At 32.5% G+C, this 13,859-nt stretch carries 7 protein-coding genes and 1 other RNA gene; 3 read left to right on the forward strand and 5 right to left on the reverse strand.

What is annotated here, in order from left to right; all coding sequences use genetic code 11:
• Positions 1-432: 432 nt before the first annotated feature.
• Positions 433-1,635 (reverse strand): NAD(P)-dependent oxidoreductase, encoded by a 1,203-nt coding sequence (locus tag LNP22_RS17335; protein ID WP_229974572.1) that lies wholly within the window; start codon positions 1,633-1,635, stop codon positions 433-435.
• A 241-nt stretch (positions 1,636-1,876) separates the two neighbouring features.
• Here LNP22_RS17335 and LNP22_RS17340 point away from each other — a divergent pair, with 241 nt between their 5' ends.
• The 3 genes from LNP22_RS17340 to LNP22_RS17350 all read left to right on the forward strand — a co-directional run bounded on the left by LNP22_RS17340 (position 1,877) and on the right by LNP22_RS17350 (position 5,027).
• Positions 1,877-3,082 carry a serine hydrolase domain-containing protein gene (locus tag LNP22_RS17340; RefSeq protein WP_229974573.1) on the forward strand — a complete coding sequence of 402 codons (1,206 nt, stop codon included), beginning with the start codon at positions 1,877-1,879 and terminating at the stop codon, positions 3,080-3,082.
• 64 nt (positions 3,083-3,146) lie between these two features.
• Positions 3,147-3,543: a transfer-messenger RNA gene (gene ssrA, locus LNP22_RS17345) on the forward strand.
• A 776-nt stretch (positions 3,544-4,319) separates the two neighbouring features.
• Positions 4,320-5,027 carry a LytR/AlgR family response regulator transcription factor gene (locus LNP22_RS17350; RefSeq protein ID WP_229974574.1) on the forward strand — a complete coding sequence of 236 codons (708 nt, stop codon included), beginning with the start codon at positions 4,320-4,322 and terminating at the stop codon, positions 5,025-5,027.
• Between the two features lie 52 nt (positions 5,028-5,079).
• On the opposite strand, the gene LNP22_RS17355 is transcribed toward LNP22_RS17350, so the two are convergent.
• The 4 genes from LNP22_RS17355 to LNP22_RS17370 all read right to left on the reverse strand — a co-directional run bounded on the left by LNP22_RS17355 (position 5,080) and on the right by LNP22_RS17370 (position 13,536).
• On the reverse strand, positions 5,080-7,158 hold the full coding sequence (locus LNP22_RS17355) for a tetratricopeptide repeat protein (RefSeq protein ID WP_229974575.1): 2,079 nt from the start codon (positions 7,156-7,158) through the stop codon (positions 5,080-5,082).
• Between the two features lie 516 nt (positions 7,159-7,674).
• Positions 7,675-9,228 carry a cellulase family glycosylhydrolase gene (locus tag LNP22_RS17360; protein WP_229974576.1) on the reverse strand — a complete coding sequence of 518 codons (1,554 nt, stop codon included), beginning with the start codon at positions 9,226-9,228 and terminating at the stop codon, positions 7,675-7,677.
• Complete coding sequence (locus LNP22_RS17365; RefSeq protein WP_229974577.1) at positions 9,215-10,411, reverse strand: hypothetical protein; 1,197 nt, start codon at positions 10,409-10,411, stop codon at positions 9,215-9,217. Before LNP22_RS17365 ends, LNP22_RS17360 begins: the two co-directional genes overlap by 14 nt.
• Before the next feature lie 32 nt (positions 10,412-10,443).
• A complete protein-coding gene (locus tag LNP22_RS17370; protein ID WP_229974578.1) occupies positions 10,444-13,536 on the reverse strand; it encodes a hypothetical protein in 3,093 nt (1,030 codons plus the stop codon).
• Positions 13,537-13,859 lie beyond the last annotated feature (323 nt).

The raw sequence follows: 13,859 nt of genomic DNA on the forward strand, positions 1-13,859 counted from the left end.
GGTTTCAGGTTTCAGGTTTCAGGTTTCAGGTTTCAGGTTTCAGGTTTCAGGTTTCAGGTTTCAGGTTTCAGGTTTCAGGTTTCAGGTTTCAGGTTTCAGGTTTCAGGTTTCAGGTTTCAGGTTTCAGGTTTCAGGTTTCAGGTTTCAGGTTTCAGGTTTCAGGTTTCAGGTTTCAGGTTTCAGGTTTCAGGTTTCAGGTTTCAGGTTTCAGGTTTCAGGTTTCAGGTTTCAGGTTTCAGGTTTCAGGTTTCAGGTTTCAGGTTTCAGGTTTCAGGTTTCAGGTTTCAGGTTTCAGGTTTCAGTCCTAAAAAAAAATCCCATCCGTTAAACGAATGGGATTTTTTTTTACGCTATGTCTACGTTCCACTAACTTGAAACCTTAAACCTGAAACTTTTTAAACTTGAAACTTCTTTTCTAAAAAACTAGAAACTTTATTTTCCATCCACATAATCCTGCAGATAGCTAAATCTTGGCGTTAGTTTTCCTTTTTCGGTGATTTTGGCTCTTTCTAGAATTCCGTCTTTATCACCATTGAAGAAAGCAGGAATCACATGCTCCATAAACTGTTCTCCAAAACCTTCGCTGGCGTCTTTCGGAATTTCGCAAGGCAAATTATCAACAGCCATCACGACCACTGCGGCAGGATGAAAAACATCTACTTCTTTGTTTTCTAATGGCCAATAACCGTACAGAGGTTCTGCAATCGTAGAAGAACGAAGTGTGCAGGCAATTGGTCCACCTACATCGCAAGAAATATCTGCTACTACTTTTATTTTGCAATCGCTTGCATTTAACATTTGCTGAGTTAAAATCATTGGAGCTCCACTTCCGTGAAAGTGTCCAGCAAAATAAACATCAGAAACTTTTGTGAATCTTTCAAAATCAGAAACATACGCTTCGGGATGTGCTATAAAATCATTAAAACCAAGCACTTGATCATCCAATCGTTTGTTGTAGTCTAAAACATCCAATTGCACATAAACTGGTTGTGTATAATTTTTTGTCAGGTAATTTTCAGTAGTAATTTCTTTAACTTTTATTGCTTTTAGAATTTCAACTGCTCCACTTCCTACTTTTCCAGTTCCTGTAAGAACAAACTTTAAAGGCGGCAACGTAATGCGCTTCAATTGCATGATCAAAGCATCTTTACCCGCAAGTGTTTCCGCTTTTGGCAGTTTAAATAATTCAAATTTTATTCCAAATGCACGAATTCCGTTATATACACCTACCATTCCGGCATATTTTCCAAAACCAATCAAACGACGATTTTGCTCATCTACGATTGTTTCATGGTCATATAAATCTATTTTTTTGTCCAAAATAGCTTGCAAGAGCTTTCTGTTATAAGGCTGTTTTTTTATGGTATGAGAAAAAAAGAAATACGCCTTGTTTGGAATTAAATTTTCTACTGGTACTTCTTTCACACCAAATAATACATCACAGTCAGAAAGATCATCGGTAACAGTAATCCCAAAACTTTGGTATTGAAGATCAGAAAAAATTCGAATATCAGAGCTTTCCACTTCAATGGAAGCTTCATTATATTGTTGTTTCAGTTTTGCCAATTCTTCCGGAGCAAAAACAACTCTACGATCTGGTGGGCTTTTTCTTTCTTTTATGATTCCAAACTTCATTTATACAGCTTTAATATAATTAATTAATATAACTTTTTTAATCTAATTTGTTTCAAATATAACAAATTTAGTTAAATTTTTATTTTCCTCTACTAAATTTAAAAATGCAAAAGCCTTTATAATCTGATGCACAAACAAATAGATAAAAATGGTTTAATAAAATTGTCTAATCAACCTTAGAAACTTCACAAAAACGATAAAACATAACTATTGAATTCTATATATTTGTTTTTAAAGAACGATGCAAATGAATTTCCTTAAAAAAACAAATATACCACAAATACTTTTCCTAATTTTAGTTTTAAGTAGTTGCGGGAACAATAATAAACCTAAAGAAAAAACCGTCTCAACGATAGAAGATACGCTCCCTAAAATGAAACCTTTAGGTCGTGAAAAAAGGTTACCAGCCAATTATATTCATTCGATAAAAGGAAGTATAAATCATTTTTACACCAAAAACTGGCCCAACAATAGCATGAACGGAAGCTTTTTGGTTGCCAGAAACGGTCATATTCTCTTTGAAAGATATAATGGTTACGCCAATAAAAACGAAGGCACTAAGATAACCGCTACTACTCCTGTACACATTGCATCTGTAACTAAAGTTTTGACTGCAACAGCGGTTTTAAAGTTGGTCAATGCGGGAAAAATTATTTTAGATCAAAAAGTAAATACGATTCTGAAGACATTTCCTTATGATGAATGTACGATTAGAATGTTGTTAAGCCACCGAAGCGGGATGCGTAACTACGCCTATTTTACAGACAGGGACAAATCGGTTTGGGACAGGCACAATCAATTGACAAATAAAGATATTCTGGAGATTCTGGCCACCAAGAACATAGGTTTAGAAGCTCCTGTTGGTACTCGTTTTGCGTATTGCAATACCAATTATGCTATGTTGGCACTGATTATCGAAAAGATTACCGGACTTAGATACAAAGAAGCCATGTATCAGATGATTTTTAAGCCTCTGAACATGACAAATACCTATGTTTTTGATAACGAAAAAGACAGAAAAAAAATAGTGCCATCGTATAAAGGGAATAATGCCGAAATTGGTTTTGATTATCTGGATTGTGTGTATGGTGATAAAAATATTTTTTCTACACCAAGAGATTTATTAAAATTTGATCGTGCGAGAAATTCACCCGATTTTCTAAAACCTGCTTTGCTCAAAGAAGTGTATACCGGTTACAGCAACGAACGACAAGGACAAAAAAACTATGGATTAGGAATTAGGATGATTAACTGGGAGACCGGACAGAATTTCTATTTTCATAACGGTTGGTGGCACGGAAATACTTCTTCATACATTACATTGATGAAAGAGCACGTTACTATTATTGCCTTATCAAATAAAATGACTCGAAAAACGTATGCTATTCGCAAATTAGCGCCAATTTTTGGCGACTATCCGTTTAAATTTAAGGAAGAAGCGGAATAAAAAATTTCTGAAAGATTTATTACAAAACTAAGTTCAAAAAGTCTAAATTTGCAAATTCATTTTTGGGGTCGACTGGTTTTGACAGCAAGTCGAATTGGAAAGTAAGCACGTCGAGCATTGAGACCTTGCTCGTAAATATAAGATCTTACACTTTTACACGGCGAAAATAACTACGCTTTAGCTGCATAATCCGAATTATAGTAAGATTAAGCCACGTTCCTATCAGATAGGAAAGCTGGATTCTCCTTGAAAGCCTTGGTTTGTGGCGGTCAGTACAGGGGAACCGTAAAAATAGACCTAGATTATCACTAGCTTTGGGTGGTTTTCGAAATTAAGAAGCTAAGTAGTATGTGGCTGTTTCTGGCCCAGCATACTATCGAAAATCTAATCAGGAAATAAACGTGTAGAAAGCTCTTTAGTTGCTTGTTTGGACCCGGGTTCGATTCCCGGCGACTCCACAAAAAGGAAGGTGTTCGACACCTTCCTTTTTTATTTTATAAAATACTAACAAATCATATTTTAATGTCTTTAATCATTTAAAAATTTGATGCATTTTTATTTGAAAAAATAAATAAAATTGACCATTTCATTGATTCGAGCGATTTGGATTTTACTATCTCAAAATGTGAAATTTTCAGGAAAAATTAAACCAATCATCTCCCAGAATCTACTAAACTGCTGTTTTAGAAGGCCTCCCCGAGCCTTAAGAGGTTTTCAAGTCCGTATTTATTAATGCTCTCCTGGTAGATAAAAGTTGTGTATTTGGTGCGGTCAGTACTTTTTTTAATTCTAAGAAATCAATTGGCTACCATCATCAAGATCCCAAAAGATGGATTACCGAATAAAGCAGTTGCCATGCATTTATCGACTAGAAAGACTTGGGCGATTTTATAGCCTCGAAATACACCCCACAAAGCTGCCCAGAGTAAAAATTTTCAATTTTAATCAACGTCCTTTACTGGAAAGCTGTTTAGCTTCATTGATACCCTACTTTGAAATGCATGGAAATTTTCTTGAAAATATTGCTTCATCAAAAATTACACAAGCGATTTCAATTCTTCCAAATATTGATACAGCTATTGACTCTATATTAGCAAAGTCTTAAAAAAAATTATTATATTGCTAAAGAATAGTACGAAAATTACATAAACATCAGTACGGCTTTTCAATCAGGCTTTGAAGTTATTTTCAAGATCCTTAAAAAGCTTGGTCTGGCATTATAATATCAGCTTATATTATGAATTGCATTATTATTGACGACGAAGAAATGGCAAGAGCCATCATAGAAAAAATGATTGAGAATACCCCTCAATTAAACTTGTTACAAGAGTTCTCAAATGCTATGCATGCCATAAAGTATCTGAATCAGAATGAGGTCGATTTGATTTTTCTAGATATCCACATGCCTGATTTCACAGGTTTCGATTTTATTCAGACAATAAAAAATCCTCCTAAAATTATACTGGTAACTTCTGATAAAAATTTTGCTATCGAAGCTTTTGAATACGAATGTATTGTGGATTATTTAGTCAAACCTATTACCGAAGATCGTTTTCAAAAAGCAATTCAAAAAGCAAATGCTATTTCATCATCTGTAACAACAATAGTAAATAAAGGCATAATCGAAGATACTGCAAACGAATTTTATATTAATATCGATCGCCGTTTGATCAAAATTGAATTTGCTTTGGTCAATATTGTAGAAGCCAAAGGAGATTACATTCATATCAAAACAGAAAACAAAAACTATGTGGTTCACTCCACTCTTAAAAAAATTGAAGACAAATTACCCAAAGATTTGTTTTTAAAAGTGCATCGTTCCTTTATCATCAATACAAAAAAAATTATTGACATTGAGGACAATAGTGTCTTAATTGGTAAAGATGTGATTCCTGTAAGTCGTGCCAATCGACCTGATTTGATGAAACGTTTGAATTTATTGTAGCAATCTTTATAAAAAACAATACTACATATTTATTACTAAGTTGAAAAAGTTGTTATTCCTCGTTTTTCTTGACTTTGAATACTGGTTTAGATGTCAACATCCATCTAAGACGCAAACCTACTTCTGTATATTGAAATCCAGCAGCCGTAGCTGAAGCAATATTACTTTTAACACCATAAAAGTTAGCCAAAAAACGATCTGAAAATTTATAGCCAAATTTAGCTTGCACACGATAAGTCGATTGCTTGCTATCATTTTCAATGTATTGAAATCCTGTTGCAGCACTTAGTGTATAAAAGATAGTATTGTTTTCAGCCGATTTTTCATCTTTCAAAAAATCAATAAAAATCTCATAAGCATTAAATTTACTTGGACTAAAATAAATTGTTGGTACTTGTTTTTGAAAGGCTATAAATTGATAATTAAAACCAGCTTTTAAAATTGGTTTTGATAAAAAATTATAATATAGCGAGGTAAACAATAAGTTTCGCTGGTTACTATCACTTTGAGTGCTATAAAAATATTGTGTAAACCATCCTAATTTGAAGTTAGTGCCAATATTATAATTGAAATAAAAATTATTAGCAGTTATTTCTCTACTTACCAGATCAGCATTGAAATTCTGAATATCTCGCTTATACCCCACTTCTAAATCTTGCAATTTTAAGGGCTTTATCTTAAAAAACACATCTACCAATAATTGACTGTAACTACTAACAAAAGATCGCGCGTTACTTGAACCTACTAAAACATTAAAATTTATTTTGGGATGAAATTGCCACTGTGCTCCTAACTTAAAATCATTCGATGTTGCCGAATTTTTAGTGACTGTATTTTCGGTCTTCCTGTATTGATAAGTCCCTAAAAAGGACCATTTCGTCGATATTGGAAAATTCAAAACTGTATTAGTTGCGTACGCTTCATTCTTACCATTATCAAATGAATAACTGAACTTCTCCTCTACACTTGGTGTGAAATTTTCATTTAATTTTTTTAGAAATCCGACAGCATCTTTTTGATTTTCAAATATTCTTAAGGTAGTATCTACTGCTTCATAAGCTTTTAATGGTTCGCCATCCGCAAAATAAGCATTCGATATTCCTAAGTTTCCATCGAATGATTTTGCATCGTTGACCAATATATTTTGGTAGTCAGCAATACTTTCTTTAAAATCACTGCGATACATTCCTAAAGTTGCAGAAAGTGCTAATACCCAATTTTCATTGGGATTGCTAATTTGGTATTCCTTAATTTTTGCTGCTGCTTCTTTGTATTTTTTATTCCAAATTAATGCCTGAACATAACGCTCTTTTGTTTCATTTTGTAATTTTACATCCTCAATAAGTTCGCTCTTTTTTAATGCTTTTTCGGCTATGGATAAAGCTTCGCTATCTCTTTCGGCTATATGCGCAACCAATGATAATCCGTTCAAAGAAAACAAACTATCCTTTTTAGTCACTGCTATTTCTTGATATGTCTTAGTTGCATTTTTTTTATCTTTAGTCATTAAATAAATATTAGCTTTATTCATTAATGTTTCCTTGTCTTTCGGAAAATCCTCAAAATTTTCATCTAGTAAAGAGAGTGCAGTATTATAATCTTGTTGTTGTACCAATTGATTGGCGTATCCCATGCGTATGTATTTCTTAGAAACCAAGGCATTTGGATTTTTAACAGAAACTGCCAAAGCTTTATTTACATATATTAAAGCCTCCTTATATTCTTTTAAATTAGACAAAGTATTTGCATAGCCTAACAAAGCCGGAAAACTTTCGGGATGCTTTGCTATCAGACCAAAATAATAAGGTTTTGCCTCAGAAAAATTTTTATTCCATAACATGCATTCTGCATAATTCAGTTGGATTTCAAAATCATCTGGATACGTTTTTAGTAGTTCAGAAAAAATTACTGTAGCTTTTTCTGGACTAGAATTTAAACCGACAGCTCTCCCGTAACATAGCTTTGCCGTTTTATTATCTGGATATGTCTTTAAAATTTTGCTGAAAAAAATTTCGGCTTGAGCAAATTCTCCTTTCTCTAAATTGGTAAAACCCTGTTGCATATCTTGGGCTTGGATTGATAATCCAAGGAGAAAGCAAAAAACTAAGACTATTTCCTTTTTAATATTCATTTTTTAACATATAATTTGTAATTAACTGCAAGTTAAGTATAAACATTCATTATTCGTCTACAGCAAACTGCTAATCATCGAAAAAAATAAAAAAAAATCCTATGAGCAGCTTAAATTCGTATCAGAATTAAGAAACAAAAGAGTAAAAATTAATTATAAATAATTGATAAATTTTCATGAGCATGAAAAACCATTAAACACAGAAAAAAAAATCAAAAACTGTCAGAAACATGACCGACTAAAGTATTTTTTTATTTCATTTTTGTCATTGCCATTATCCTGTTTGCACCAATATTATGCCACTATTACAGTTACTTCCAGAATTACATTGCCGTTTACTGTTGGACTTTTGCATTTTTAAAAATCAATTTTGAAATTACCTACAAATTCAAAAAAGAGTTGCCAAGTACCAAAAACATGATCACCTTTTTTGCCCCAAAAGCTGTAAGCTTTTATCCAAATTAAAATCAGTAAAGGCAATGTAATTTTAGTGAAGTACTATCATGAAAATTAAAATCAATAATTAATATACAAAAAAGAAGGTTTATTTTTGCCTTCTGAATCGATGAATCCAAACTGTTTTTGTTTGTTTTTTATCCACGGCCATTTTCCAGCAACTTTATCTGGAACTTTTGGAAAATCATATAAAGTCCAGGATACAAATGCCAATTGTCTCTTTTTGAATATGGATTGCATTTGTTTATGATAATCAGCCTGATCTTCTTTTGAATTACCAAACCAACTCCAAAGTCCACGATTGGATGAAAGTCCAAATTCTTGCATTACCAAAGGCTTTTTGGTTACTTTTTCTAAAACAACAAGCTTGTCTTCAAAAAGTGAAATATCTTCATAATAATGATACGATATAAAATCTACCTTATCTTTTAGTATCTCTCCCGATACAATATTAGAATATCCAATAGTGACCAAATGATTAGGATCGAATTTCTTAACAGTAGCAATCATTTCTTCCAGCCAAGGCTTTATATTTTGTTCCCCGCGCGATTCAAAATCTAGATCAGGTTCGTTTTTAATATCCCAAGCAATAATACTTTTGCAGTCCTTAAAAGTAGTCACAATTTTCTCTGCATGGCGATGCGTTAAAGTCCAGCTTTCTGGAGCATAATCTCCATAAAAATCGAATAATGTAACGATTACAGCTAGTTTTTTTTCTTCTGCCAAGTCTAAAACTATTTTTAACTTATCTAATTTCTCTTGTGAAATCTCTGCTTTACCAAATTCTTCATAAGGAACAAAAATCCTAATCGTATTGAGTTTTGCTTTTGTAATAATGTCAAAATCAGCGGCTATCGTATCTCTATTAAATTTATTCCCAAACATATCCCAAGCAGAATTTTTAGGATAATAATTAATACCTTTTATGATATAGGGAACACCATTTTTTAAAATTTCATTTTCTTTTACTGTGTATATTTTTTTATTTAATTCTACAGCAACCAAACTCTTTTCTTTTTGCATCCGAACATAATGTCGAATACGCCAAAACCCATCCTCTAATAGCATTAAAACCTTATAATTTGCGGTGTCCCGAACAGAAGTTATAAGCTTGTTATCTTGATAAATATTTTGAAATTCAACTACATTTTTATCAGTAAAAACGACTTGTTGGCCATCTTCACTATAAAAATTTAAAGATGGATGATGTTCAATTGTCGTACTGTGGATCGAAATTTTTTTGGCCTTATTATAGGCTATAATTTGTTCTAATTGCTTTCTCGAACTTTCTGTAAAATAATCGTCAATTCCATCATTAACATTGTTTTTGAGAGCATTATTTTTTATTACATAAGAAAACAAATAATGCCTCTCAATTTTCTGGATGGTTTGATTTTCCATCGGTCTACCTTGATTTTTTAAGGTTTCCCACGTTACTTTTGGTAAATATGTATTTGAGGTCTCTTTTTCTAAATGCAGCATCGAACTTCTATCTGCTCCCGAATTTAAGTAGCCTAAAATTTCACTAATTGCAAATAATACCAAAATATTAATCGCAATAAATGAAACTATTAAAATTGCCCGATAATTATTTTTATTGTTAATTACTATCATAATTTTTTTCTTCTATTTTTTGAATACTTCCTAAGGTTGAAATTTCAAATGAATATTTTTTTTCTTTATAATATTCAGATGAAATAGTAAAAACAGCATTGCCTTTTACGCTATCTTCTTGCAAATTTGCTACGAGTTGATTATGATGATACACTTTTAGAGTCACTTTAATTCCGTCAGGAACTAGCTGATTCATGAAACTACGCAACGGACCAACTATTATAGTTCGATTATCTTTTGAAAATTCAAATTCAATTTTCGGATTAATCGGTTTGTAGTTAATTACTATAGAATTACTTTCTGCTATTCCCGCCACATAAGCTTTTGCAGTATAAACATCTTGGTGATCAGGATGCAAAATCTGAGCGGTTGCAACTCCGTCTATTGTTGTTCCAAATGATTTTAAAACCATATTATTAGTAGTAAAAATGACAAATGACACCATAGTTCCGTCGCTTACAACATTACCAAATTTGTCTTTAATAACAGCCGTTTTTAAGGTCGTTATTTGATTTCCATCGGCAAATTGATGATTTCTGGTAAATGAAATTATGAAATTTGTAGCGATTCCAGGAAAAATTACAGCATCAAATTCTTTAGTAATTGTAGCATTGCATTGAGCAGAGAGTAAAACTATTCCAGATTTTGTCGGAGCATTAACTATTTTCCAAGCAATAAGATCTTTCGTTTTTACCGTTTGAGCCGTAATAGCGTTTAAAAACTGAGTTTTAAAAATTACGGGAGTATTTTCGGGTTTCGGATTATCAAAGTCATCTGTCGGAATCGTAACGTACATTACAAAATGACCATCTCCTACCAACGTACTTGGCGGACCTAAATAATTTTCTATACCCGTTTTAGTATCGTTATTGGGCAAAATTTGAAAGTTACCCTGTAGTTTATTTTCTCCGTTTACAACCAAAAACCAATCGATACGACCCGATTTTTTAGCATAATTTTCAGGAAGAGTAAAAGTTAATTTATCATTTTTTACAGTACCATCTAAAAGTGTTTTTCCTAAAGAATGAATTAAAAACAACTTCGGTCTATTTGAGGAATTTACCTTAAAATCTAAAGTTATTTTGGTACCCGCTATAAAGGTCTTCTGTTGCGTCATTAATCCAATAGCGCCCGTTTGTTTTTTAGGCAATAAAGTGACTGATACCAATAATATAGTAAACAAACAAAAACAAAATATACAGACTTTATTCTTCATTATCTAGGATTTCCAACGTAATTATTGATTTCAATTTTAATAAACGAATACCCTTTATGTCCTTTAACCCTTTGCATTTGTGCATTTTCTCGTTTACTATTTCGCACTGGAATTACCGCACGAGCAAGAACTTCTGATTTTAAACCATTTACAAAACAATTTTCTGTTGAAGATTTTATAATAACAGGTTTCAAATCTCTTGACAAATTATACGTAAAATATTGCTTACGCTGAATGCGAACACCCTCTTTTACAAACTGATGATCAACATAAACCAATTCTCTTTTATCATTGTAATACGAAATTAAAAGCTCTGGGATGGTCACTTCTTGAATTCCGTAATTGAATAAAGTACCTTTGATCTGGTTATTATCTATCACTAAATCTGAAATAGCAACCGAATTATACAAGTCTGTGGTCGCTACATTTCCTGCACTTTGAATATCAAATGTGGTGGGAATATTTTTCAATTCTTTTGGTGTAAATTCATCGGGGTTAAAAGTAGTTGGTTTTACATCAGTTGGCTTTAACCACGCAATATCTTCAAAATTAACCTTAAAACTAGTGACTTCTTTTGGCATCAATTTATGTTTAATAGTATACTTCGCGTTGAATACGGCAATCGATTTATCATTTCGATCATATAAAGTAGCTTTCAATACGACATCTGCGGGAACATTATCTATATTTTGAACTTCACCAATCACTATATATTGACTGTCAATTTTTACCAAACTTGCCGATATAATTTCTAAATCTGGTTGACGCAACACATCTTCATGGTAGGTTTGCTGAGTAGTTATCTTTCTTCTACCTTGCTTGTAATACGAATTAATATTGTCTGACATGAATTCGTCCGGAGGAATATCGGTATCTTTTTTATCTGGAATGATAAACCATTTCCCTTTTATTTTCTGAACGTCATGTGTGTACTTTTTTTCAATTAATTCTAATGGTGTAACCCATTTGGTCGTTGCAATGATTTTGGCTTTATCTTTACTTTGCTGAACAATTTTAGTTTCGATAGCATCTAATTTTGCGTAAGAATTAAGAACACCATCAGAAACAGAAATTTCTAACATAAATTGCGCCACCGAGTATTCTTTATTAGGAACAATATATGAGTGCGCTTTATCAAAAAACTTAAAATCTAGAGCATCATAATATGCTTTTACAACATTTTCAGGACTAATCTGAGTAGCATTTTTGATGTAAATGCGATATACTCCAAAGCTTATAATTAGCAGTAAAATTCCTGTCCAAATGTGTAGAAATTTTATCATCGCTCTTGGGAAATTAGCATAAACAATTCCATACTTATTGAAAGAAGGTTTTTCTAAAGGCTTTATTTTTAAGGCCTGCAACCAAATCATCTGAACATTAAGTATAAAAGCCACAAGAATCGTTAACAATGGAATAATTCCCCACATTAATTTCAAATAGATCGGTACTTCATCTTTTGGAAGAATTTTGGACAAGGGCTGCACATTTAGTTTTTCCCAGACCATTATACCATTTTCTAATTGTGATAATCGATGCCAACCGCAGAAATAGAGAATTGGATCGTAGAATTTATCGTTAGAAAAAACATATTTCAAATTGTATTTTTCAGGAACCGTTAGAAATTGTTGCAATGAACCAATGCCTTCAAGTCCTCGAAATTTGGAGTTTTCCAGCCTTTCTACCGCACGAGAAGTCAATTCTGGTAATCTTCTTGCCGAATGGTAATTTCCATCAACCGTCATTGCCTTTGTTTGTGTCGATAAGTAGGCCATCTGATCACCGAAACCTAATGGCAAAAACCGCCAATGATCATGCTGATCCTGATTTAAGAAATTGACAATTGGTAAAAAGTTAATTTTTTGCGGTTGCAAGGGTCTAAAATACCCTAACGTCATAGTAAAAACTGCAAAAAACAAAAAGCAACCAGCAAATAATCCGCCTACGATCCTCCTATAAACACTACCAAATTTCACTTGCAAAGCGGTTCTTAAGTCACCTTCAACTAATCGGTACACAAATTCACCAAAAATGGGTAAACTCATTATAGAAGCCCAAAGTGTAAAGCGATCTAAGGTTAGGATATTAAAAGCATTTTTTCCTAAAATTGATAAGGGAATTGGAGTTGTGCCGCCTGTCCCTAAAACAGTTAGCAAGGTTAAAGATAATCCGAAAAAAATATACCTTTTGCTGTAATATCGATAAAATATATAAGGCAATATAAAAAGTAATATTCCCCAAGGTATTAAAAAGAACATCAAGCCCGAAGAGGTCACTTCTATAAAATTGTCGCGACTCCCATGCGGAATAGGAACCTGAGTAATGGGATTGGCTTTAGAATTAATCCAATAAGGCAGTATACAAAATACTAGCAGAAAAACGGCGCTACCACAGAAAAGAATAATCCGTTTTAATAATGATAGAAATGTTTTGTAGAATATTTTGAATGTGATTTCCTTGAATGAATTGACATTTTCGCGAGCGGTATCCATTATGATCATTCCGATTAAAGGCGAAACAAAAAATACCATCCCAAATAAAGGTGTAACATGATGCGAACAAACAGTTACGGCCATTAAAGACAAAGATGTGAAGTAATATTTCTTTTTTCCTGTTTTGATAAAAAGATAAATCTCTGGAAGTGCATGCATTAAAACAGAAATTCCAATAATACTCGGGAGCTGTCCAAAAATATGCAATGTTTCGACAAAAGAAGAAGAAACCACCGCCAGAATAGCAGAATAGCCTGCAACGGTTCGATTTCCAGTTATTAAAAGTGAAAATCTAAAAGCTCCTGTAATGAATAAAATAATTCCAACGATGGCAACAGTAAACATGCCAAATTTCAAACCTCCAATTAAAGAAAGTAAACCAATGGTTTGGTGCACTAATGGAGGATAACTCATCACGTTAAAACCCGTATACCAACTATAGTTCCAAGGTTCAAACCAACTGTGGGCATAATGATTTCCGAAAAACATGTGAATTAAAGCATCATAAGTACTTTCTAAAGTAAAAAAAATAGCGCTGCCATGGAAAGTCAATCCAAAAAGTAAGGCTACTATCAAATATTTATTAGAAGTTTCTTTCAATCACTCTTATTTTAGATTATTGTTTTTGTAAATATAGCGATATCGTTCTATAGAAGAAAACGATATAACTGTACAAAATGTCCTTTCATCGAAAGAAACAGTACCAAACATCTAAAATATCAAAAAAAGTCATACAAGAGTTCTAATTTTACATCAGAATAATATTCTAAAAATAAGTATTGCCAGAAGCATGTAATTAGAGCATTTATAGTGATGTTATTTTCAAAAAAACAAAACATCGTTTGTTTACAGCTCTTGTAGAGACTTTCGCTGAAAGTACTGTTTAATTTAAAAAATTACAATTCATAATAAATATGTTGATT

This window comes from Flavobacterium flavipigmentatum, from assembly GCF_020911905.1.
Taxonomy (GTDB): Bacteria; Bacteroidota; Bacteroidia; order Flavobacteriales; family Flavobacteriaceae; genus Flavobacterium; species Flavobacterium flavipigmentatum.